The sequence below is a fragment of the Trinickia mobilis genome (assembly GCF_017315705.1).
Classification (GTDB): domain Bacteria; phylum Pseudomonadota; class Gammaproteobacteria; order Burkholderiales; family Burkholderiaceae; genus Trinickia_A; species Trinickia_A mobilis.
In genome coordinates this window covers 106,191-129,680 of record NZ_JAFLRF010000002.1, presented here as the reverse complement: position 1 = coordinate 129,680, position 23,490 = coordinate 106,191, and the positions used below count along the sequence as shown (strand labels likewise).

Annotated in this window: 20 protein-coding genes and 1 pseudogene; 9 read left to right on the top strand and 12 right to left on the bottom strand. The window is 63.0% G+C overall.

Going from position 1 to position 23,490, the window contains the following annotated elements; translation table 11 throughout:
- Positions 1-422 precede the first annotated feature (422 nt).
- Positions 423-2,027 (top strand): EAL domain-containing protein, encoded by a 1,605-nt coding sequence (locus J3489_RS03390; protein ID WP_206996293.1) that lies wholly within the window; start codon positions 423-425, stop codon positions 2,025-2,027.
- Here J3489_RS03390 and J3489_RS03385 read toward each other — a convergent pair.
- The 4 genes from J3489_RS03385 to J3489_RS03370 all read right to left on the bottom strand — a co-directional run bounded on the left by J3489_RS03385 (position 2,001) and on the right by J3489_RS03370 (position 8,641).
- Positions 2,001-5,048, bottom strand: coding sequence for an efflux RND transporter permease subunit (locus tag J3489_RS03385; protein ID WP_206996292.1), 3,048 nt, complete (start codon positions 5,046-5,048; stop codon positions 2,001-2,003). The two genes, J3489_RS03390 and J3489_RS03385, sit on opposite strands and share 27 nt — an antisense overlap.
- On the bottom strand, positions 5,045-6,160 hold the full coding sequence (locus J3489_RS03380) for an efflux RND transporter periplasmic adaptor subunit (protein WP_242539755.1): 1,116 nt from the start codon (positions 6,158-6,160) through the stop codon (positions 5,045-5,047). The genes J3489_RS03385 and J3489_RS03380 overlap by 4 nt, the downstream gene beginning before the upstream one ends.
- 10 nt (positions 6,161-6,170) lie before the next feature.
- Positions 6,171-7,577 carry a TolC family protein gene (locus J3489_RS03375; protein WP_242539754.1) on the bottom strand — a complete coding sequence of 469 codons (1,407 nt, stop codon included), beginning with the start codon at positions 7,575-7,577 and terminating at the stop codon, positions 6,171-6,173.
- Positions 7,578-7,738: 161 nt separating this feature from the next.
- Positions 7,739-8,641, bottom strand: coding sequence for a LysR family transcriptional regulator (locus tag J3489_RS03370; RefSeq protein ID WP_206996289.1), 903 nt, complete (start codon positions 8,639-8,641; stop codon positions 7,739-7,741).
- Between the two features lie 102 nt (positions 8,642-8,743).
- Here J3489_RS03370 and J3489_RS03365 point away from each other — a divergent pair, with 102 nt between their 5' ends.
- Positions 8,744-9,625, top strand: a complete 882-nt coding sequence (locus J3489_RS03365) for an aldo/keto reductase family oxidoreductase (RefSeq protein WP_206996288.1) — start codon at positions 8,744-8,746, stop codon at positions 9,623-9,625.
- 38 nt (positions 9,626-9,663) lie between these two features.
- Here the strand turns inward: J3489_RS03365 and J3489_RS03360 are convergent, their stop codons facing one another.
- Entirely contained in the window at positions 9,664-10,536 is an 873-nt protein-coding gene (locus J3489_RS03360) for a LysR family transcriptional regulator (RefSeq protein WP_206996287.1), read from the bottom strand.
- Between the two features lie 111 nt (positions 10,537-10,647).
- Between J3489_RS03360 and J3489_RS03355 the strand changes: the two genes are divergently transcribed.
- The 4 genes and pseudogenes from J3489_RS03355 to J3489_RS03340 all read left to right on the top strand — a co-directional run.
- Positions 10,648-11,922, top strand: coding sequence for an MFS transporter (locus J3489_RS03355; protein WP_206996286.1), 1,275 nt, complete (start codon positions 10,648-10,650; stop codon positions 11,920-11,922).
- A 1-nt stretch (position 11,923) separates the two neighbouring features.
- Entirely contained in the window at positions 11,924-12,310 is a 387-nt protein-coding gene (locus J3489_RS03350; RefSeq protein WP_206996285.1) for a VOC family protein, read from the top strand.
- A gap of 41 nt (positions 12,311-12,351) precedes the next feature.
- Positions 12,352-13,089 carry an SAM hydrolase/SAM-dependent halogenase family protein gene (locus J3489_RS03345; RefSeq protein ID WP_206996284.1) on the top strand — a complete coding sequence of 246 codons (738 nt, stop codon included), beginning with the start codon at positions 12,352-12,354 and terminating at the stop codon, positions 13,087-13,089.
- 160 nt (positions 13,090-13,249) lie between these two features.
- A pseudogene (locus tag J3489_RS03340) lies at positions 13,250-13,603 on the top strand (DUF2778 domain-containing protein); the annotation flags it as partial.
- Here J3489_RS03340 and J3489_RS37370 read toward each other — a convergent pair.
- From J3489_RS37370 to J3489_RS03320, 4 genes are all read right to left on the bottom strand, one after another.
- Positions 13,579-13,812, bottom strand: coding sequence for a hypothetical protein (locus J3489_RS37370; RefSeq protein WP_242539753.1), 234 nt, complete (start codon positions 13,810-13,812; stop codon positions 13,579-13,581). The pseudogene J3489_RS03340 and the gene J3489_RS37370 sit on opposite strands and share 25 nt — an antisense overlap.
- Before the next feature lie 162 nt (positions 13,813-13,974).
- Positions 13,975-15,108: a branched-chain amino acid ABC transporter substrate-binding protein gene (locus tag J3489_RS03330; protein WP_206996282.1), complete on the bottom strand. Its 1,134-nt coding sequence runs from the start codon at positions 15,106-15,108 to the stop codon at positions 13,975-13,977.
- A gap of 45 nt (positions 15,109-15,153) precedes the next feature.
- Positions 15,154-16,233, bottom strand: coding sequence for an ornithine cyclodeaminase (ocd, locus tag J3489_RS03325; RefSeq protein ID WP_206996281.1), 1,080 nt, complete (start codon positions 16,231-16,233; stop codon positions 15,154-15,156).
- Between the two features lie 61 nt (positions 16,234-16,294).
- On the bottom strand, positions 16,295-17,326 hold the full coding sequence (locus J3489_RS03320; protein ID WP_206996280.1) for a histone deacetylase family protein: 1,032 nt from the start codon (positions 17,324-17,326) through the stop codon (positions 16,295-16,297).
- 116 nt (positions 17,327-17,442) lie between these two features.
- Between J3489_RS03320 and J3489_RS03315 the strand changes: the two genes are divergently transcribed.
- Positions 17,443-17,934, top strand: a complete 492-nt coding sequence (locus tag J3489_RS03315; protein ID WP_206996589.1) for an Lrp/AsnC family transcriptional regulator — start codon at positions 17,443-17,445, stop codon at positions 17,932-17,934.
- A 131-nt stretch (positions 17,935-18,065) separates the two neighbouring features.
- On the opposite strand, the gene J3489_RS03310 is transcribed toward J3489_RS03315, so the two are convergent.
- The 3 genes from J3489_RS03310 to J3489_RS03300 all read right to left on the bottom strand — a co-directional run bounded on the left by J3489_RS03310 (position 18,066) and on the right by J3489_RS03300 (position 21,079).
- Entirely contained in the window at positions 18,066-18,656 is a 591-nt protein-coding gene (locus J3489_RS03310; protein ID WP_206996279.1) for a hypothetical protein, read from the bottom strand.
- A gap of 407 nt (positions 18,657-19,063) precedes the next feature.
- Positions 19,064-20,035, bottom strand: a complete 972-nt coding sequence (locus tag J3489_RS03305) for a sterol desaturase family protein (protein WP_206996278.1) — start codon at positions 20,033-20,035, stop codon at positions 19,064-19,066.
- Between the two features lie 15 nt (positions 20,036-20,050).
- Positions 20,051-21,079: a YncE family protein gene (locus tag J3489_RS03300; RefSeq protein ID WP_242539752.1), complete on the bottom strand. Its 1,029-nt coding sequence runs from the start codon at positions 21,077-21,079 to the stop codon at positions 20,051-20,053.
- Positions 21,080-21,518: 439 nt separating this feature from the next.
- Here J3489_RS03300 and J3489_RS03295 point away from each other — a divergent pair, with 439 nt between their 5' ends.
- A complete protein-coding gene (locus J3489_RS03295) occupies positions 21,519-21,941 on the top strand; it encodes a rubrerythrin family protein (protein WP_206996277.1) in 423 nt (140 codons plus the stop codon).
- Between the two features lie 177 nt (positions 21,942-22,118).
- Positions 22,119-23,456 (top strand): (Fe-S)-binding protein, encoded by a 1,338-nt coding sequence (locus tag J3489_RS03290; protein WP_206996276.1) that lies wholly within the window; start codon positions 22,119-22,121, stop codon positions 23,454-23,456.
- Positions 23,457-23,490 lie beyond the last annotated feature (34 nt).

The window sequence follows — 23,490 nt, the reverse complement described above, 5'->3', positions numbered from 1 at the left end:
ACGCCGCAACGGCCGGCCAGCGAGACTCAACGCGAGCTCAATGCGAACCTTACGCATGCCGCTCGCTTCGACGCCGAGGCCGGATTCTTCCTGCACGCGCGGGCAAGCGCAGGTCCGCCGTCGACTCAGCTCTTTTTCATCCCCGCCGCAACGAGCACCGACAACAGGCAGCCGATCGCGAGATAGGCGGCAACCGGATCATCGAGCAGCAATTCCCGTCAGTACGTGGACACTGGTTGCGGCAGCCGACGAAATTCCTCGGCGTCGTTGAGTAGCAGGTCGGGTTTGCGGTTCGTTTTCCAGCCTCAGACCCCAAAAACGTCACCGGGATATATGATCATACGAGTGCGGCTCGAGCCGCGACCCGCTGAAGGGCGCGCGTCGCGGCAGGCACGTATCCGGGTCTCACAGGGGCCAACTCCATGCGCCGTCTCTCGCTGATCTCCGCTTTCGTTGCCGTCGCGTGCGTGGCGACGCTCGCGCCCGTTCTCACCAGCCTCTATGTCGCGAATCGCGAAGCGGCGCGCAGGGAGCAACGCGATCTCCAGGAGTACGCCGAGAAAGCCGTGATCCGCTCGGAACTCGTCACGAGCCAGGCGTTGTCCGCGATCGGCGACATGGCGGCGCTGTCCGGGCAGCGATGCACGCCGGCCTTTCTCCAGCAGTTGGCCCGCATCAGCTTCACCTACCGCTACGTTCAGGACTCCGGCGTCTTTGGCGACGGCGAATACCGGTGTTCGCCGCTGCTCGGCGACGTCAGGCTCAAGCACCTGAGGCTGCCGCCGCCCGATTGGCAGAGCAAGGACGGCTACCTGGAGTGGTTCCATCAAAAAAGCCCGCTCGACGTGGTGCGCGAGGATGTCATGATCGGACGCAACGGCGAGTACGTGTCGATCGATCCGCGGTCTTACGTCGATGTCGTCGATCAGGGCCGGCGGCCGGTCGCCGCGGTCAATGCCGAGACGAACGCGATCTTTGCGCTGTCGCCCGGCGCGGACAGCGCCGAGATGCTCGATGCCTGGAAGCGCCAGGGCAAAGTGGCGAGCCGTGATTGGCTGTACGCGGTGGCGCGTTCGTCGACGCGACCGATGGGCGTAGTGGTCAAGTCGCCGCGCGTCGGCTTGCTGGCCGGCTGGGCCGGCCTGCTGGCGGCGTGGCTGTCGGTGGGCGTTCTGGCGGGCGCGCTGGTCGGGTGGCTGGCGTTCCGGCTGCTGTCGCGCCAATTGTCGTTTCCGGCGTTGCTCGAACGGGCCATCAAGCGCCGGGAAGTCGACGTGCACTACCAGCCCATTGTCAGGCTGTCGGACCGGGAATGCGTCGGGGCGGAAGCGCTCGTCAGGTGGCAAGTCGACGGGCGCGACATCTCCCCCGACATCTTCGTTCCCGTCGCCGAGGAACAAGGCCTGGTTCAGCCGCTGACCGATCTCGTCCTGCAGAAAACGCTTGCCGAATTGGCGGCGCTCTTGCGCTCGCGTCCTGCCTTCTATGTGTCCATCAACGTCGGCGGCGCGGATCTCCAGACCGATCGTTTCCTGCGCGTGTTGACGTCGAGCTTGACGGGCACGGGCATCCTTCCCGATCAGGTCCGCATCGAAGCGACCGAGCGCAGTTTCCTGGATGCCGACGCAACCCGCAAAACCATCGAGGCATTCAGAAACGCAGGACACCCCGTCTATATCGACGATTTCGGAACCGGTTATTCGAGCCTGTCCTACCTGCAGAACTTCAGGGTCGACGTGCTCAAGATCGACAAATCGTTCATCGATACCATCGCTCAGGACGCGGCCACCAGCATCGTCGCGCCGCATATCATTTCGATGGCGCATGCGCTCGGTCTGGAGATCGTCGCGGAAGGCGTCGAGCACACGTCGCAGGCCGACTATCTCGAGCAGCGCGACGTTCGGTACGGCCAAGGCTGGCTGTTCGGTGCGCCGATGCCGGCAAGCGCGCTCGTCGAATACTTGCGCGCCCGCACGGCGTCTTCCATTGCGCCGGCGCCGTCAGTCGACCTTTTTCATCAGCAGTAGCAGCAGCACCGGCAACAGCAGCAGCACGAGCGGCAACTGCACGATCAGGCCGGAAATGATCGCCACCGCGAGCGGCTGCTGCATCGCGGAACCTTGTCCCAGCGCGAACGCGAGCGGCAGCAACGCGAGAATCGCGGCGATCGTCGTCATCGCGATCGGGCGCAGGCGGTTGCGGCCCGCGTCGATCACCGCCTGCCTGAACGGCACGCCTTCGTCGCGCACGAGCCCCTGCAGCTCCGACACGTAGAAGATCGCGACCTCGGTCACGATCCCGATGATCATCGTCATGCCCATCATCGCGGAGATGTTCAGCTCGATGCCCGTCAGCCAGAGGCCGACGAAGACCGCACCCGCCGCGAGCAGCGGCATCGCCATCACCGCGAGCGCGACGCGGAAGCGCTCGTACAAGAACAGCAGCAGGCCGAACACGAGCGCGACCGCCGCGCCGAACACCGTCAAGAGGCCCTTGAACGCGATCTGCTGCTGCTGATAGAGGCCGCCGAGTTCGTAGTAGACGCTCGCGGGCAGGAGGCCAGGTTCGCCGAGCGCTTTCTGGACATCGGCGATCGTCGAGCCGAGATCGCGGCCGTCGATGCGCGCCGTCACCGCGACCATCCGCTTGAGGTTGTCGCGGCTGATCTCCGGCTGGCCGGTCACCTTCACGAGATCCGCGACGCGGCGCAGCGCGAACAGGTGGCCGTCCGGCGCGCGGATCTGCAACTGCCCCAGTTGCGTATCGGTGAGCTTCATCGCATTCGCGACGCGCACGCGCACGCCGACCGTCTTCGGCCCCGTCTGGAACTGCGTCGCGACGTTGCCTTCGACCATGTCCGACACGGCTTGCGCGATCGACTGCGGGTCCATGCCTTCCGCCGCGGCGGCGTCGGGGCGGATGTGCAGTTCGAGCGCGTCGCCTGCGGGGTTGATGCCGTTGTCCACGTCGACGATGCCCGGGATCTTGCCGATGCGCGCCGCAACCTTTTGCGCGGTCGTGTCGAGCGTGCCCTGATCGTCGGAATAGATCTTGATCTGCACCGGCTGCGGCACGGCGGTCAAATCGCCAATCAGGTCTTCCATCAACTGCGCGAGTTCGACGTTGACGCCCGGCACCTGCGTCTCGATCTTCGTGCGGATTTCCTCCATCACGGTCTCGATCGGTTCGCGCTTGCCCGATTTCAGCCGCACGAAAAAGTCGCCCCGGTTGGGCTCGTTGAGGTCGCCGCCGAGTCCCGCGCCCGTGCGGCGCGAATAGGTGGCGACGTTCGGATTTGCGCGGATGATCGCTTCGATCTGCTGCATCAGGCGGTCGGTCTCGGTGATCGAGGTGCCGGGTTCGGTGTGGTAGTCGAGCACGAAGCCGCCTTCGTCCATCGTCGGCATGAAGCCGCTGCCGACCCGCGTGAACGCGAGCGCCGCGACGATGACGAGCGGCACGAGCCCGATCAGCACGAGCGCCGGCTTCGCCGTCACATGCTCGATCAGGTACGCGTAGCGCCGGTTCATCCACAGCGCGAAGCGCGATTCGGTGTGCTCCTCGGCGTCCTTCGCCTTCAGCCAGTGGTCGCACAGGATCGGCACCGCGAGCCACGTGACGAGGAACGAGATGAAGAGGGCGCTTGCCATCGTCACCGAAAGCGCCTTGAAGAACGCACCCGTCACGCCCGACAGAAACGCGAGCGGCACGAAGATGATCAGCGTCGCCGCCGACGAGCCCGCGAGCGGACGCGTGAATTCGAGCGCCGCGCTCATCACGCGGCCGTGGAACGCGTGCGCGCCCGCTTCGCGCATGCGCCTCACGATGTGCTCGATCATCACGATCGCGTCGTCGATCACGAGGCCGACTGCGGCGGCCATGCCGCCGAGCGTCATGATGTTGAAGCCCATGCCGAACACGTCGAGCAGCAGGATGGTCGCGGCCATCACGACCGGCACGAGCGCCACCGCGATCGCGGTGATCTTCCAGTTGCGCAGGAACGCGAACAGCGTGAACGCGGCGAGCACGACGCCGATCATGATCGCGTCGCGCACGCTGCTCGCCGACGCGACCACCAGCTCGCTCTGGTCGTACCAGTTCGCGAGATGCACGCCGGGCGGCATCTGCTTCTGGAAGCCGGTGAGCTTGGCGCGGATCGCCTTGGCCATCGCGACGCTGTTCGCGCCCGGCTGCTGATAGATGTTGACGAGCACCGCGTCCTGACCGTCGGCGGTCACGCGCATCCATTGCGGAATCGCGCCCTGGCGGACCGTCGCGACGTCGCCGAGGCGGATCTGCGTCGTGCCGTTCGTGGAGACGACGACGTTCTTCAACTCGTCGAGCTGCGTAATCGTGGTGTTCGCGATGACGAGGTAGAGCTTGTAGTGATCCTCGATGCGTCCCGTCGCCAACAGCACGTTGCTCGCGCCGATGGCCTTCGACACATCGGCGGGCGTGAGCTTGTACGCGGCGAGGCGCTCGGGATCGGTCTCGACTTCGAACTCGTCCTGCGCGCCGCCCATCACGTCGACGCGCGCCACGCCCCCCACCGACGACAGCAGCGGCCGGATCTGAAACTGCGCGAGATCGTGCAGCGCGGAGAGCGACTGCGCTTTCGACGTGAGGCTGTAGGCGAGCACCGGGAACACGGTCGGGTCCATGCGGCGCACCTGCATGGTCGTGCCTTGCGGCAGCGACGCGAGTATCTCGCTGATCGCCGATTGCGCCTGCAGCGTGGCCTGCGCCATGTCGGTGCCCCAGGCGAAGTTGAGCGAGATCTGGGCGGAGCCGCGGCTCGTGGTCGATTGCACGTCGAGCACGTTCGGCACGCGGCGCAGCGCCTCTTCGACGGGCATCGTGACGAGCGTCGCCATTTGTTCGGCGGGGCGGTCGCCGGCATCGAGCGAGACGACCGCGCGCGGAAACGCGACGTTCGGAAACAGCGAGATCGGCAGACGGAAGGCGGTCAGCGCGCCGGCCATCGCGGCGAGCGCGATCACGAACAGCAAAGACCGCCGGTGCATCTGCATCCATTGGCCGAAATTCATCGTGCAGCGCCCCCGGCTGCAACGCCCTGCGCGAGCTGCACGGCCATGCCGTCCTTCAATTCATAGTTGCCGCTGACGACGAGCGGCTGCGATGCGTCGAGCGTGCCGTCGACGCCGTAGCGGCCGCCGTCCTCGACTTTCGTCGAGACGGAGACGCGGCGCGCTTTGTGATTCGGCGTGATCTGGTAGACGTACTCGCCTTTGTCGTCCTGCAAGACCGCCGAGCGCGGCACGACCCAGTGCGTGCCGGTGAGCGTCGCGATATCGGCGGCCACGCGCGTGCCCGGGATGAACGCGGTCTGGTCGACCGGCACGCTGGCGCCGACGTCGACGAGCTGGCTTTGCGTATCGACCGAAGCGCCGACGATGACCACGCGGCCCGTCACCGCGGACTTCGCGAGCGCGGTGGAGAGGCCGTGCAGCGTGACGGTGTCGCCGACATGCACGGCGGCCGCGTCGGACGGCTCGATGCCGAGCATCACGTTCGCGCGCGCGTCCTTGCCGCTTGCCGCGGCGCTCAACTGCATGAGCGGAGCGCCCGCTTGCACCTGATCGCCGGGCGCGACCGACACTTGCAGCACGACCGAGTCGAACGGCGCGACGATCGTCTTGTCGCCCGCGCTGATCCCCATCAGGTCCTGTGCGCGCAGTGCCTGCCGGGCGTCGAGCAGCGCCTTCTGCGCGGCGGCGAGCTGCGATTGCGTGGCGAGGCCCTTGTCGTACAGCGATTGCGTGCGGCCGAGTTCGCCTTGCGCGAGCGTCAGCGCGCTCTTGGCTTGTGCGGCGGCCAGCACGGCGGACGGATCGGCCTCGACGACGGCGAGCGGCGTGCCGCGCGTGACGGCCTGCCCCGGCTGCACGCGCAACTGCGCGATGCGCGCGACGTAGGGCAGATTCACGGTCGTCACGCTCGATGCGGAAGCGGCGACGACGCCGTACGCGCGCACCGGTTGCGCAATCGCGCTGCGCGCCACGCGCACGGTCTGGACGGTGGCGACGGCGTCATCGGGCGCATCGTCGGCGTGGGCGCTGAGGCTGACGCCTGCCGAGGCGGCGAGCGCGGCGGTCGCGGCGGCAGCGATGAAGCTTGCTGCCGCGCGCCGCGATTGCATGAGGTAGCGGCTATTTCGCATGGTTGTCGGTGTAGGTCTGATCGGATGAGAAGGCGTCGGGAATCGCGCTGCCGAGCAGCGCCTGCAGACCGACGCGCTGCTCGGCGAGCGATTCGCGCAGCGTCGCGACATCGACGCGCTTCACCAGCAGCGCGCTTTGCGCATCGGTATACGCGCCGAGCGTGAGGTCGTGCCGGGCGTAGGCTTGCCCGGCATGCTGCGCGCCGCTTTCGACGCCGGGCATCGCGGCCTCGGCTTGTTCGAGCTGACGCGCGAGGATCGCGGTGTCCGCGCGCAGGTGCGCGACATCGGCATAAGCCTGGTTCAGGCGGTTCTGATATTCGTCGCGCAGCCGCGCCCGCGTGGCCTTTTCGATCGCGACGTTGCCCTGATTGCGGTTGAAGATCGGCAGGCTCAGGTTGATCTGGAAGCCGCTCGAATAGATTTCCGACGTGTCGCGTGAGCGGACGAAGCCGACCGACAGGCTCGGAAACTGGCTCAGGATCGCCGCGCGATATTTCTGCTCCTGCGCTTCGTAGCCCGCTTGCAGCGCGATCAGATCGGGACGCCGTTTCGGCAGAGCGGCGACGGCGTCGTCGATGGTCGCATCGGCTAGCGGGGCCGCGTCGCCGCCGCCTTTTAGCTGTAGCTGCACCTCGGGCGCAAGGCCGAGCAGTGCGTTGAGATCGTGATGCGTCTGTTCCGCTGCGCGTTGCGCGTCCGTGTATTGCTTGCGCGCGTCGCTGTAGGACGTGAGCGCGGCGGTCAACGTGTCTTCGGTCAAATTGCCTTCGCGCTGCGCTTCGGCCATGCGCTCGTAACGCGTGCGCGTGAGGTCGCGCTGCTGTTGCAGCAGCGGCAGCGTTTCGTCCTGAAAGCGCGCCTTCAGAAACAGTTGCTTCGCCTGCGCGACGACCTGCCATTCCTGCCACAGCAGGCCGAGATCGGTCTTGGCGACGGTCGCGTCAGCCGACTTCTTGTTCGCGCCGCGCGTGACGATCGCCAGCACGTCCATGCTCAACCCGTAGCTGAACGCGCGCTCGAAGCCCACGGCGCCGGGATAGTCGCTCGAAACGCTCAGTTGCGGATCGGGCAGCAGGCCCGCGGAAAACGCCTGCGCGCGGGCGATGCCGAGATCGTCGCGCGCGAGTTTCAGATCGGGATTGTTCGCGACCGCGAGCATCGCGACGTCTTCGATATCGAGCCCGTTGGACGGATCGAAACGATGGGCGGCGAGTTCGGGCAGCGGCATCGTCGACGGATCGATCCGGATGCGCTCGAGGGAGCGCGCCGACGTCGACGTATCGTTGAAGGACAATGGCTCGCGGTGATACCACGTACAGCTTGCTAACAGCAGCACGCACGCAGGCGCGAGGACGCGCAGCGTCGTGCGGCAGGCGGTGGGAAATGCGCGCAAATTCGGGCTCCTGGCAGGCAACGGCGTGCATGCGCAGGGGCCGCGGGACACGCATTGGGACGGGTGCCTATTATGCAGGCACTGGCTTAGATAAGCCTTAGCGGGGCGCTAAGGCAGGGCTATGAAAGCTGTTTGTGTGATTTCCACGACGGCTTCCATGATCAAGATGACGGGGCCTCGAGCTTCAAAAAATCGACGAACGCCCGCAACGGCGCCGGCAAGTGGCGGTGCCCGGGGTAGTAAAGAAACGGCCCCGAAAAGCACTGCCACCACGGCTCGAGGATCGGCTCCAGCGCCCCGCTGTCCAGATGCGGGCGGAGCATGTCCTCGAACAGCCAAATGACGCCTACGCCGGCCAGCGCAGCGCCGATCACGAGATCGAGTGCCGCGCCGGGCCTGACCAGAAGCGGCCCCGGCGGGTCGAGCCGCACCACCTCCCCGTTGCGCTCGAAATCCCAGGCAGGCATGGCGCCTCCGGCGAATTGGACGCGCAAGCACGCATGAGAAAGCAGCTCGCGCGGATGCTCGGGCCTGCCGTGCGCATCGAGATAGCGCGGCGCCGCCGCGGCAGCGAAACGCTGCACGCGCGGCCCGATCGGGATGGCGATCATGTCCTGCTCCAGCCGCTCCTCGTAGCGAATGCCCGCGTCGCAGCCGATCGAAAGCACGTCGACGAAACCGTCTTCCACCACGACTTCGACGCGAATGTCGGGATACGTCTTCAGAAACTCCGCGAGGATGGACGGCAAGATGGTGCGCGCGGCGTTCGCGGGCACGTTGAGCTTGAGCGTGCCGGTGGGCTTGTCCCTGAACACGTTCAGGACGTCGAGCGCCGCTTCCATTTCGCTGAACAGCGGCGTCAGCTTTTCAATGAGGCGCAGCCCCGCTTCGGTGGGGGCGACGCTGCGCGTGGTCCGGTTGAGCAGCCGCAAACCGAGCTTCGCTTCGAGGCGCCGCACGGCGGTGCTGAGGCTCGACGCGGAAACGCCGCTGATTCGGGCTGCGTCACGAAACCCCCCGGCACGCGCGACTGAAACGAACGCGGCAAGATCATTCATTTCCATAGCATTGTTCACCTTTTTGCACAGCCCGTACGATCTAGGCCGGATTATCTAACAACGAAATCGCGGCCATACTCGCTCTCAACTTTGATTGAGGAGAGCGCCATGTCGAATTTCATTCCTGTCAGCACGTTTCCGTTTGCCGGCCATACGGTGCGCCGCATGGGGTACGGTGCGATGCAACTGGCCGGGCCCGGCGTATTCGGGCCGCCGAAAGATCGCGACGCGTGCATCGCCGTGCTGCGCGAAGCGGTGGCGTCGGGCGTCAATCACATCGATACGAGCGATTTCTACGGGCCGCACGTGACTAATCAGATCATTCGCGAGGCGCTGCATCCTTATCCGGACGGCCTCGTGATCGTCACCAAGGTCGGCGCCGTGCGCGGCAGCGACGGCTCGTGGCTGCCGGCGTTCGAGCCCGAAGATATCGAGCGCGGTGTTCACGACAACCTGCGCAACCTGGGTCTCGATGGGCTCGACGTCGTCAACATGCGGATCATGGGCGACGTTCATGCGCCCTCTGAAGGATCGATCGAAAAGCAAGTGACGGCGTTGGCCGAGTTGCAGCAGCGCGGACTCGTGCGTCACATCGGTCTGAGCAACGCGACTTCGGCTCAGGTCGCCGAGGCGCAGCGCATCGTGGAGATCGTCTGCGTGCAGAACCATTACAACCTGGTGCATCGCGCAGACGACGCGCTCGTCGACGAACTCGCGAGCAAGGGCATCGCCTACGTGCCGTTCTTCCCGCTTGGCGGGTTCACGCCGATTCAATCGTCGGCGCTGTCGAGTGTCGCTCAGAGGATGGGTGCGACGCCGATGCAGGTCGCGCTCGCGTGGCTCCTCCATCGCTCGCCGAATATTCTGCTGATTCCGGGCACGTCGTCGCTCGAGCACCTGCGCGAAAACATGAAGGCGGCGCAATGCGTGCTGACGGATGCCGTGCTCGCCGAACTCGACGCGATTGGCCGGAGCAATGGAGAGCAGTGAGCGTCGTGTAGGCCGACCCGGCTGCACGATGAAACGGCTCACAACAGCGCGACGAAGTTGCCGAGGGCGTTGGACCGGTCGCCCTCCCGCCAGCCAAGCGCGAGATGGGCGCTGAGCGTCGACCCCTGCACGTCGATATAACGCACGCCCTTCACCAGCACCTGTGCAATCGAGAGCGGCACGATCGAAACGCCGAGCCCCGCGGCAACCAGATTCACGACCGACGAGACCTGCGGCGCAGGGTGAGCGAGCTGCGGACTGAAACCCGCTTCGCCGCATGCACGGATGACCTCGTCGTAAAGCGCCGCGCCGGCAGGTCCGGGCACGAACACGAATGCGTCGTTGGCGAGCGCCGTGAGCGGCAGACGCTTCTTTGCTGCCAACGGATGCGTGGACGGCAGCACGATCTTCATCGGTTCGTCGGGAAAGCGATGCACCTGCACACCGTCCGGCGGCACGAGTCGCGGACGGAAGAACACGGCATCGAGCCGCTCGTCGAACAACCCTTGCAGCAAACTTGGGGTATTCGCTTCTTCGAGCGTGACGTCCACGGCGGTGTACTTGCTCTTGAAGCGATGGATCAACGCGGGGACGACAGGATTGAACGCCGCTGAGCCTATGAAGCCGATGCGAAGGCGACCGGTTTCGCCGCGTGCGGCCCGTTGCGCCGCGCGTGCCGCGCGTTCGGCGCCGTCCAGTACGCGCCGCGCCTCGACCAGAAAAGCCTCGCCCGCAACGGTGAGTTCCGCCCCGTGCGCCATGCGGCGAAATAGCTCGACGCCGAGTTCGCGTTCGAGACGCTTGATCTGTTGACTGAGGGGCGGCTGCCCGATGCCGAGCTTTTCGGCGGCGCGCGTGAAGTTGCCTTCGGCTGCGACCGCAACGAAATAGCGCAAATGACGGAGTTCCATGCTAGTGCTAAAACGTATCGGGTTAGCTAGCTCTATATATTGGACAGTATAGCTGCGGTGCAGGACAATCGATCGCATCGAGGTTGAACGTCCAAGGCAACGCTATTCACCATGAACTCAGATCCCGCCGTCGTACAACGAAGCCGTGCCCCGTCGCCATCCGTTCGTCCGCGGGCGGACGGCGCCGGCGGCGTGAGTCCCGGCTCGTCAGCGTATCGCCGTATCAGCATGGCGCTTTTTCTTGCGGGCTTTGCCACGTTTTCGCTGCTGTATTGCGTGCAGCCACTCTTGCCCGAATTCGCGAGCGAGTTTCATATCGGCGCTGCGCAAAGCTCGCTGGCGCTTTCGATGTCGACGGGTTTTCTGGCGTTTTCGATTCTTTGTGCGGGCGCGCTCTCCGAACGGCTTGGGCGGCGCGGCTTGATTTTTGCGTCGATGACGCTGGCGGCGGTCTGCAACTTGTGGGCCGCCGTCGAACCTACCTGGCACGGCATTTTGGCGGCGCGCGCGTTGGAAGGCCTTGCGCTCGGCGGCGTACCGGCGGTGGCGATGGCGTATCTCGCCGAGGAGATCAATCCGCGCGGGCTGGGGCTTTCGATGGGGCTGTACGTTGGCGGGACGGCGTTCGGCGGCATGATCGGCCGGGTCGGCATGAGCTATTTGAGCGATCACTTGTCGTGGCGCACCGCAATGCTGGCGATCGGCGTTGTCGACATCGCTGCCGCCATCGCGTTCGTGCTGCTGTTGCCCGCATCGCGCAATTTCGCGGCACGCCGCGACCTGAGCCCGGCTCATCACCTCGCGCTGTGGCGCAAGCATCTGACGGCTTCGACACTGCCCGCCGTCTTCGCGATCGGCTGCTTGGCGATGGGCGTGTTCGTCACCGTCTATAACTACGCGGGCTTTCGCCTGATGGCGCCGCCGTTCGATCTCAGCGCCACGCAAACCGGCCTGATTTTCTGCGCGTATATTTTCGGCATCGTGGCGGCATCCGTTGCAGGCGCGCTCGCCGACCGCTGCGGGCGCGGACCGATCATGACCGGCGGCGTCGCGGTGGCCGCGCTCGGCATTGCGTTGACGATGATGCACACGCTCGTTCCGATCGTGCTCGGCATTGTCGTGCTGACCATCGGCTTTTTCGTCGCGCACTCGGTTGCGAGCGGCTGGGTGGGGCAACTGGCCGACGGCGCCAAGGGACACGCTACGTCGCTGTATCTGCTTGCGTATTACCTCGGGTCGAGCGTGCTCGGGTCGTGGGGCGGCTGGTTCTGGCAAAACGGTGCGTGGCCTTCGGTTGCCGGCTTTGCGTTTGCGCTGCTTGCGGTGTGCGGCGCGCTGGCGATATACGTCGCGCGAGTTCAGTCGCGTAACAAGCAAGGAGGATGAAATGACAATGATCGATCATCTCGACCATCTGGTAGTGACCTGCGTCGACGTGGAAGCGACGAAGCGTTTCTATACCGAGGTCATGCAAATGCGGCTGGAAACGTTCGGTGCCGGGCGCATCGCATTCCGCTTCGGCAATCAGAAGATCAACTTGCACGTGCGCGGCAGTGAATTCGAGCCGAAAGCGCATCTGCCGGTGCCGGGCGCGTTGGATCTGTGCTTCATCGCGTCACTGCCGTTGGATGACGTTATCGCGCACCTCAAGGCGTGCAACTGTCCGATCGTCGTGGGGCCTGTGGAACGGACCGGCGCGACGCAGAAGATTCGCTCGGTTTATGTGCGCGACCCGGATCTGAATCTGATCGAGATTTCGGAGCTGATCGGTTGAGCGCTGGCGAGGGCGGCATTGGGTTCGAAGGAGGCCACGCGATGATCGCGCTATTTACCGATTTCGGAGCCGACGACATCTACGTCGGCCAGATGAAAGTCGCGTTGCTGCAGCACGCGGCAGCCGGCACCACGCTTATCGACGGGCTGCACAGCGTGCCGAATTTCGACCCGCGCGGCGCAGCCCATTTGCTCGCCGCGCTGCGAGGCTGGTATCCCGCGGATACGGTTTTTCTGACGGTAGTCGACCCGGGCGTGGGCAGCGCGCGCAACGCCGTCGTGCTGCAAGCCGATACGCAATGGTTCGTCGGACCGGACAACGGGCTGCTCTCGGTCGTGGCGGCGCGCGCAGCGCGCACTCGAACATGGCGCATTACGTGGCGTCCTGAAGCGCTTGCCGCCTCGTTTCATGGCCGCGATCTGTTCGCTCCGATGGCGGCCTGGGTCAGCCGTGGCGACTTGCCCGCCGACAAGCTTGAAGAGACCGCGGGCTTGCAAGTGCAGCTCGGCGCGGACGATTTGGCCGAACTCATCTACATCGATCACTATGGCAACGCACTGACGGGGCTGCGGGCAGGGACCGTCGCAAAGAGCGCGACGCTTGGCATTGCGGGCATACAGGTCGCTTATGCGCGGGTCTTTGCCGACGCCTCGCCCGGCCAGGCCTTCTGGTACGAGAACTCGATCGGGCTCGTGGAGATTGCGGTGAATTGCGGGAGTGCGGCGGTGGAGCTTGGGGTGAGGGTGGGGGATGCGGTGCGGGTGACTTTGTCGGCCTAAATGCCTGTTCGATAAATGCGAGTGCTCGAGTTCGAGAAGCAGCTCGGTGTTTATCGGCATGCCATGGCGAAGCAAACCGTGACAATCGAGGCGGCGCTCGTCGCCATATGGGGTGCAGAAATTTAAGGCGTTCTCGGGTCAAAAGTAATATAGGAATAAGTCTATATACCAATGCGTTGCTAATTTTGGCGCGATTCCGAAAGGTAAATATCATATTGTCGATAGGCCGACTGGCGGCCGGCTAGGCCCAGTCATGGATTTCATTAAAGGCAAGGAAGATTGGTTCGCCTTATATGCCAATGATGGAAAAATCGACGATTATACGTTTTGCAATAAAGTGGAGCGCGGACATTTTCGATTGCACCCGAAGGGGCCAAACGGACTCAGTGAGGGATGTGTAACGATCGAGGAACGGAGTGATTTTGTGATAATTAGGAGTATGCTTTTACGCTCGAGTATGATTGACGTTCCGGGTTCGAATATGAAGGCTTATGGAGTTCTTGTGGTGAAATGAAAAAAACAATTGCTATTCTTTGCTTTGCCGTTTTCATACCGGGCGGTATCGCGAATTTCAACGGAAAATCTCATATCACGCCGCCTAGCCCTGAAGGAAACGTTATTGTCAGCAATTCGAGGAACGATGTCGAATGCCCAAAGTTGGCCGCACTCCGCCTGTTTCAAGACCGCCACAATCTGCTCGACACGGAAGCGTTTGCGTTTCATCGCACGGCTTCTTTCCCATCGAAAAGTCTGCCGAAGACTCGCTTACATCATGGCACTGTTTACCGGGGGGCCGCTCAATTAGACGGCGCACATAGTGGCTCTGAAAATGGGTACACAAGGAAATGCGGCATGGCATCCCTCTCGGTACCCATTTAGGCCGCTTCACATCCGCACTACGTCAAGCAGGATCTTCTTGCCATCCTTATACGAGAACACCGAAATTGCGCCATGCTTCAGATCGCCTTGTGCCGTGAAGCTCGTCTCGCCGATCACGCCCTTGTAGTCCGTTGACGGCATCGCCGCGAGCACTTTCGCTGCGTCGGTGGAGTTCGCCCGCTTCATTGCGTCGACGATGATGTACACGGCGTCGTAGGAAAATGGCGCGTAGACCTGCAGTGGCTGGTGAAAGCGAGCCTCGTACTTTCGCGCGAACTCCGCGCCGCCGGGCATCTTTTCGAGCGCCATGCCGGCCTCCGAACAAACGATGTTGTCGGCTGCGGGCCCAGCAAGTTTCACGACATCGGTCGAGCAGACGCCATCGCCGCCGAGTATTTTCGCTCGCACGCCCAATTGCCGTGCCTGCTTCGCGAACGGGCCGCCGGTGGCATCCATGCCGCCGTACAGGATCGCATCGGGGTTTTCGCCCTTGATCTTCGTGAGGATGGCGCGGAAGTCGACCGCCTTGTCATTCGTCGCGTCGCGCGACAACACTTTCATGCCCGACGTTTCCGCCGCTTTCCCGAACTCGTCGGCAAGCCCCTGACCATATGCCGTGGAATCGTCGACGATAGCGACCGTCTTCACACCAAGGCTTTTCGCTGCATAAGCCGCGAGTGCCGGCCCCTGCTGGGCATCCGTGGCAACGACCCGGTATGTCGTATTGAAGCCTTGCTGCGTGTAGGCCGGATTCGTTGCGGCCTGCGAGATTTCAACAATGCCGGCATCCTTGTAGATTCGCGATGCAGGAATCGACGTACCAGAGTTCAAGTGTCCGACAACGCCGAGCACCTTGTCGTCGACCAGCTTCTGCGCAACCTGGGTGGCAGTCCGTGGATCGCCTGCATCGTCTTGAGAATCGAGCCGCAGCGTCACGCGCTTTCCCCCAATTGACAGGCCACGGGCGTTGATCTCTTCGACCGCGAGCCGCGCACCGTTCTCGCTGTCCTTCCCCAGATGGGCTGTCCCGCCGGTGAGCGGCGCCACGTGACCAATCTGCACGATCTCGTCTGCCTGTGCTGCAAATGAAAGAGCCAGGGCCGCTGCTGCAACCAGGCCGCTCCGGTAACTTTGCTTCATTTCGTGTCTCCTTGATGGGCGCTTGCGAGCACCCGTTTGTGCCTTCTATTGACGAATGACGGTTTCGGCCCGCACGGCCCCTGCCGGCCGCACAAGTTCGTCCTGGCAGACGCCCGCTGCCAAACCGAAGAGATCCTTCGGATCGTGCGGCGCGGGAATGAGGTCCAGCTCGATGCCGATGTCGCGTTCGCGCGCGACAGCATGCAGATAGCGCAGCGCCGAAAAATCTTCGAGCGCAAAGCCGACCGAGTCGAACACCGTAACCTGCGTGGGAAACTCGCGGCCTTTCTGCTCGCCGGACAGCACGCGATGAAACTCGACCACGGGAAACTCCGGCCCGAGCTGCTGGATATCGCCTTCGATTCGCGTTTGCGGCTCATACTCGACGATCACGCGCGCGCGCCGCAGCACATCCGCGTGCAGCTCCGTTTTGCCGGGGCAATCGCCGCCGACGGCATTGATATGCATCCCGTCCTCGATCATGTCCGCCGTCAGAATGGTCGCGTTCGTCTTGTCCGCAGTCACCGTCGTCACGATGTCCGCGCGGCGCACCGCATCCGTCGCAGACTTGCAGCGAACGACCTGAAGACCCTTCAGGTGCGCCAGGTTGCGAACGAGCTTGTCGGTTGCCGCCGGGTCGACATCGAACACCCGGATCTCGTCGATTCCCAGCATTTCGTGGAACGCGATCGCCTGGAATTCGCTCTGTGCGCCGTTGCCGATCAATGCCATGGAACGCGAGTCCGGTCGCGCCAGGAAGCGGGCAAAGAGCGCCGATGTCGCGGCGGTTCGAATCGCCGTCGTCATCGTCATCTCACTGAGCAACAGCGGATAGCCTGTGTCCACATCGGCAAGCACGCCAAAAGCCATCACGGTCAGCAGATCCGCTTTGGTGTTCTTGGGGTGTCCGTTCACGTACTTGAACGAGTAAAGCTTGGCGTCGGACGTCGGCATCAGCTCGATGACGCCGCCGGTCGAGTGGCTTGCCAGCCGCGCCGTTTTCTCGAACGTGTGCCAACGGCGATAGTCCTGCTCGATGTAACTCGCCATCGAATACAGCACTCGTGTAATGCCTGCGTCCTGAACCAGTTTTGAAACATCGTTGACATCGATATATCGCGTCATCACTCTTGCTCCTCTCTTTAAGCAATTGCCGAGTTGCGCTGCCATGCATTGGAAAGACGTGTCACGCACGTCCTTCGAAGCCCAGCAGAACGTTGACAGCATTGATCCCGATCTCGTCGACCATGTATCCGCCCTCCATCGCAAACAGTGTGGGGACGTCGAAACCCGCGATGATCTCGCCGATGCGCAGGTAGTCAGCCGTACGCAGGCGGAAGTGACTGATGGGATCGTGTTCGAACGTGTCGACACCCAGGGAAATGACCAGCGTATCGGGCGCATGTCGGCCGATCGCTGCGCCGGCGCGATGCAGCGCCGCCTCGAACGCGTTCATGGCCGTTGCCTTCGGCAGGGGCAAATTCAAATTGAATCCCTCGCCGGCGCCTACGCCCCGCTCGCGGGCATACCCCGAGAAATACGGATATGAAATGCTTGGATCACCGTGAATCGATACGAACAGCACATCGGATCGGTCGTAGAAGATGTCCTGCGTGCCGTTTCCATGATGGAAATCGATGTCGAGAATTGCCGCGCGGCTCGCGCCGCGTTTGATGCCATGGTGCGCCGCGATTGCGGCGTTGTTCAGATAGCAATAGCCGCCCATGTACTCGCGCCCGGCATGATGTCCGGGCGGACGGCACAGCGCGAATGCGGCGCGCGCACCGTCGCATACGGCGTCCATGCCCGTCAGCGCCGCGTTGGCGCTCGAGCATGCCGCATCCCACGTACCCGAGTTAATCGGTGAACCTGCATCCATCGAGAAGAAGCCCAGCTTGCCGTCGATGAATTGCGGCAGGTCCGTGCCTGGCAACCCGCGCACGGGCCACACGAGAGGAAGCGCCTGGGAGTTGCGGCCCGTAGCGGACCATTCCCTCCACGCTCCCGCCAGGAAATCGATGTACCGCTGGCTGTGTGCGCCGACGTAACTTGAGGGTGCATGGGACTTCGGGCTGATCACATCGCCCAGTGCAGTTGCCTTGACTCGCGCGAGTACCGTTTCGGCGCGAAGCGGCTTCTCGAACGATTCGGAGATCGCGCCGTCCTTGAGTTCGATGCCGTGATGCAGGCTGTGATCGCTGCTGTAGATGGTAAGCATGGCTGACTACGCTATTGAGGGTAGCCAACAGTCTAGCGACGCACCGCTGCAATGATTTTGCTTTCGGTTGCATCAAAGCCTACACTATTAGAAAAATTGCCTATGGATCATTCGCAATGAGCACAAACCGCCCAAAAATCGAGATGGATCCCGTCGATCGCTCAATGCTGCGCCTTCTGCAGGAAGACGGCGCGCTGTCGAATGCCGCTCTCGGCGAGAAGCTTTCGCTCAGCGTGACGCCTTGCTGGAGACGCCGCAAGCTCCTGGAAGACCAGGGTGTGATTACGGGGTATCAAGCGAACATCGACCGGCGCGCGATCGGACTAGACCTGCTTGCATTCGTGCACGTCAGGTTCAACATGCACTCGGACAAGACGGCCGACAATTTCGAAGCGGTCATTCGCAGTCGCCCCGAGGTTCTCTCTTGTCACAAGATCACGGGCGACGCGGACTATATCCTGCAGGTCGTCGCCCGCGATCTGGATGCCTACGGCGATTTCGTCGAGCGCGTGTTAAGGCGGCAGGCGGGCATCGCTTCGATACAGTCCAGCCTTGCGCTACGCGAAGTGAAGTTTTCGTCACGTTTTCCGATTCCTGACGGAGGCTGAGTGCTTCCTCTTTCACCCGGGGGCAAGATTGGCACCGGCATGCCAAAGCGGATCGGCAAAATCGATACAGAGAACGGACGACGCTTCATGTCATATCAGCTGCCGACCACGCTTAGGAAGGAATCTTCAGGTCAGTTCGAGATCGAAGCGAGACCTCCTGTGTGGTTCTGCTCGAGCGCCGCGTCCGTACGGGCCTGTTCCCGGGCACTAACAATATAGAGCGCACCGGAGTCTGGTGAATTCTCCGCACCGTCATAAACGATCGTGATTCGTCCCGGCCGCTTCCAGGCCGCCTTGAGCACTTCAAATCTGGCCCCCGTCTGGCTTTTCATGGTGACCTTCCATTTGAATGCCGGTCGACCAAACCGGGCCTCCAGCAACCTGTAATTGCGTTGCTGGAGTGCAAACCCTCGGGTGCTCATACGGATGCCCTCGACGATGCCGTTGATGATGCTGACGCACATGCTGTAGCCGTTGACAAGGTCAGGCTGCTTGCCCGCCGGCCATTTGACGTACAGCGTCTCAGTGCCGAAGGGCGCAAAACCGTAACGCCGCGCGTCGGCGTGCTGGAAACATGCATAGGCAGGGGCGTCATTGTCGGCAGGCACGGCAACCTGAGTCGGGCACTCCGGAAATCCCCCTATCGGCTTGGCAATCACGACGCCGTACAGTCCCGTGTCCTCCGTGGTCTCGACGGGTGCTGGAGCGGCGGGGGCCGGCATGGAGGGACGCGTCGATGATTGCGGCTCGCTACCCTGATGGGGCACCGTGCAACCCGAGACCGCGCCGGTCAGGAGCACTAAGATAACGGATGCACACCGACGATTCGCTGAAGACCTGATTCTTACCGCGATTTGGCTAGCCATGGTTCGTCCCCGGTTGTTTGTTCTCCCCTTCTTTATGTGGACAAGATTTTTGCCAGCGGACAAGAAGAGTCTGTTCGCCAGAGAACAAAAAGAGGCAGTGAGGACCTCGTAGTCAGGGCAAACCCCGAGCGCAGCTCCATAGTGAAAATCGATGTTGTGATCGTCGACGAGCAGCACCATCACCGGCATGTCGTCGGTGAGCCGAGCCCGGTTGTATGGAATGAGCGCCTGTTTCGCAGCGAGTGATCCGCTGTCGATGCTTCTTACGCGCTGCGGCGCATCCTCTTGCTGCGCGACGCGGCCTTGAACTCGTCGACGAAGAACTGCAAGCCGCCGAGCTGCTGCGCGAGGTAGCCGCCGGTCGCCATCGATTCGGGCGCGCGCTTGTCGCCCGTCGGCGGATACTCGGCCGAGAAATCGGCCGTGCCGAAGATCATGTCCCAGATCGGGAACACCGCACCGTAGTTGCAGGAGTTGCGGCCGGCTGCGCGCAGGCCGTGATGCAGGCGATGAAAGCGCGGCGACACCAGAATCCGGTCGCCCGGCCAGCCGAAAGACAGCTTGATGTTCGCGTGGCTCAAGCTCTCGATGAAGCGCATGAACAGGAACAGCAGCGGAAACTGCAGAGGCGGAATGCCGATCGCAAGGCCCACGATGCCGAACCAGATCCCGGCGACGAGATCGTCGAGGAGGTGGTTGCGGTCATCGGACCAGAAGCTCATTTGCCGCTGCGCGTGATGCAGCGCATGAAGCGCATACCAGCTGCGGAACGAATGCGAGAGGCGGTGACGCCAGTAATCGGCGCAATCGAGAATCAGCGCGTAGCAGATGAACGTGACGATCGGGTGTCCGAGCAGCGGCGGGATCAGCGTTTCGAGCGTCGGCGGAATATAGCCGTGATCGACGAGAAAACCGTTTACCCACACCTGGACCTGATAAAACAGCAGAAAGCTCACGACAGGCAGCACGCCGACACGGTTGAGAATCGTATAGAACGCGTCGGTCAGCACCGCTTTGCGGTCTTCCCACTTCTCGATCGGAAAGAACGCTTCGAGCGGCCAGCACACGGCATACGTCGCGATCACCGCAAAGAGCCCGTAGACGCAGATCAGCGCCCAATCGAACGAGAGTTCTTCCCACTCCATCCAGCCGAAGTGATAGAGCACCGGCAAGACCAGGTATTGGTCGATTTCGCCGGCGAGCATGTTGAAGAATCGGTCGAGAAATACCAGCATGGCGCTTGAGCCTCGTTATAGCGTTTCCGCGGTGAGCAACCCTTGGCGGCTCATTTCGGTCGAGAGGAAGATGCCGTGCGGTGAGCGCCCGACGTCGATCGTCTCGTACTGGCCGCTCGCCGGGTCCAGCACCGCGACCTGCTCGCGAAAGCGCAGCGTCACCCACAGCTTGCCGTCGGGGCCGATGCCGATATCGTCGGGCCCCGCCGCATGGAACGGATACGTGCGGCGGATTGCGAACGTGTTGGGATCGAGCGCGACGAGCGAGCCGCCGATGCGGTTGGTCACATAGAGCGTGCTGCCGTCCGGCGTGAGGAACACGTTGTGCGGACCCACGCCGGTTTTCACCCGGCGCAGCACGTTGCCGTTCGCCGGATCGACCTCGGCCACGTGGTCGGCGCCCATCACGCAGACGAGCACCTTGCCGTTGTGCCAGAGCACGCCAGCGGGCGTCGGGCCCACTTTCGAGGTCCAGCGCGTCGTCATGTTGGTCAGGTCGAACGAGACCAGCGTGCCCGACTGCTGCATCGAGTTGAAGCTCCAGCGCGAGTCGGGCGAGAAATCGAGGTGGCTCGGCATGCCGCCCGGCGAGAAGCGCTTGACGAGCGAGAGATCGTCGGCGCGGTAGATATCGACGTAGTTCAGGCGCAGCGCGTTGACGACGAGGTAGCGATGATCGGGCGTGAAGCCGAGCTGGTACGGATCGGCGATCGTCTTGTGGCCGAGCGCGGTGCCGTTCTTCGGATCGACGATGAAAAGCGCGTTGCCGCTCGCGTCGGCGATATACAGCTTGCTGCGGTCCGGCGAGAGCGCCCAGTGGCTCGGCTCGCGCAGCGTCGGCAGATTGCGGACGACTTGGTGCGTTGCCATGTCGATGACCGAGACGCTCGCTTCGCCGGAATTCATCACGATGGCGAGCGAGGGTGCCGAAGCGGATGCGGCAGCGCCGGCGATACGAGGGCGAAGCGCGAGAATTGGCGACAGACTGAGACTGAGCGGAATGGCAAGACTACGGCCAAGCAGTTCGCGACGGGAAAGCTTCATGGATGTGTGCGGTACGGAGGGCGGCGGCGTCTTCTACGGGAAGGTCTGCAGCAAGGGCCAAGCCAATAGAGGGTGAAGCGGTCGCACGTCACTATACGCATCGTTTCTTTCATTTACGTCATGGGATTCAAGGTTTCGGTCGAATTGCGCGGAAGTGCGCCAGCCCGCGCTGTTCGCGCCGTTTCAGGGCAGCGGGAGCCGGCCGTAGCCCTCAAAAATCGCTGCGGCACAGCAATTCCTTTGAATTTTCCACCTTCCCCCCCTTGCGCCGGTCCCTGCTATCGCAGGCATTGAAAATGCCTATTGGGAACCGGCGTTCCACCTCCTAGATTTAAAAGCACGGTGCCCTCTGGCGGGCGCCGCGGCGTGCATCATCCCTACAAGCGTTGCAGATCCGAAAGGGCGCGTCCCCACGGCGCCGGATCAACAGGAGGTTCAGATGACACAACTCAAGGGTACGAAGACGGAGCAGAACCTGAAGGATGCGTTCGCAGGCGAATCGCAGGCGAACCGGCGGTATTTGTACTTCGCGGCCAAGGCGGACGTAGAGGGACAGAACGACGTCGCGGCGCTGTTCCGTTCGACGGCTGAAGGCGAAACGGGCCACGCGCACGGGCATCTGGAGTATCTGGAGGCAGTGGGCGATCCGGCAACCGGATTGCCGATCGGTTCGTCGCGTCTGAACCTGCAATCGGCAGTGGCCGGCGAAACGCACGAATACACGGACATGTATCCCGGCATGGCGCGGGTGGCCCGCGAAGAGGGCTTCGACGAAATCGCCAACTGGTTCGAAACGCTGGCGAAAGCCGAACGCAGTCACGCCAATCGCTATACGAAGGCGCTCGACCAGCTCGTCGATTGACGTGGGCGCAAAGCATGCCGGTAAGCACCGGCATGCGCAGCATCGTTTCAATGAGCGCGCGGCGCCCAAGGGGGCGCTGCGCGCTTTAGGGCTGTCGCACGCGTGTGCAGCCCCTAAGCCTGGCTCCGCACTTCGCTCATCGCTTTGAAGGCCGATACCGTCAAGGAGTGTGATGTCATGCCACATAAAGAAGGCAGTCTCGAGGCGCCCACCCGTCACCCGCTGGATTGGCGCTCGGAAGATTTCTACGATCAGGCTTCACTCGATAAAGAGCTCGCGCGCGTGTTCGATATCTGCGCCGGCTGCCGGCGCTGCGTGTCGCTATGCGGCGCGTTTCCCGCGCTGTTCGATCTCGTCGACGAGACCGATTCCGGCGAAGCGCACGACGTCAGCCCGAGCGCCTATCCGAAAGTGGTCGACCAGTGCTACCTGTGCGACCTCTGCTACATGACGAAATGCCCGTACGTGCCGCCGCATCCGTGGAATGTCGATTTTCCGCATCTGATGCTGCGCGCGAAGGCAACGCGCTACCGGCGCGGCGACGTGAGCCTGCGCGACAAGTTTCTTTCGAATACCGATGCGCTCGGCCACTTTGCGGGCATTCCGATCGTCACGCAGACGGTCAACGCGGTGAATCACACGAAGCTTGCACGCGGTGCGATGGAATCGGCGTTAGGCGTCGACAAGAACGCATGGCTGCCCGACTTCGCGCCGCGCAAGTTCAGAAGCGCCGCACAGAAATCGCCGGAGCATGCCGTGCGCGACGGCGAGCGCACGGCGGGCAAGGTCGCGATTTACGCGACGTGCTACGTGAATTTCAACGAGCCGGGCATCGGCCACGACCTGCTCGCGGTGCTTGCGCACAATGAGATTCCGTATGTGCTCGTGTCGAGCGAAGCGTGCTGCGGGATGCCGCTGTTGGAACAAGGCAATCTCGAAGGCGTGGCGGCGAAGAAGGCGCAGAACATGCCGGTGCTCGCCAAATATGCGCGCGAAGGCTATGCGTTGATGTCGGCCATTCCGAGCTGCGTGCTGATGTACAAGCACGAGCTGCCGCTGATGTTTCCCGACGACGAAGAGGCGCGGTTAGTCAGCGAGGCGTTCTGGGATCCGTTCGAGTACTTCGTGTCGCGTCATCGCGATGGCCTCTTGAAGACCGACTTCAAAAACGAACTCGGCAAGATTTCGTATCACGTGCCCTGTCACGGGCGCGTCCAGAACATTGGGCGCAAGACATCGGAGACGCTGTCGCTCGTGCCGGGCACCGAGTTGAACGTGGTCGAACGCTGCTCGGGGCACGCGGGCACTTTCGGCGTGAAGAAAGAGTTTCATCGCATGGCGATGCAGATCGGCACGCCGGTGTTCAAGGCTATGGCGGGGGCGCAGCCGGACTACATTGCGTCCGATTGCCAATTGGCGGGACACCACATCGCACAAGGCATCGAGGAAAACGGCTTGAAGGAAGCGCCGCTTGCGCATCCGCTGACGTTGCTGCGCAAAGCCTATGGCGTATGACGGCATGACGCTTACATGACGTTCGAGGGCTGGC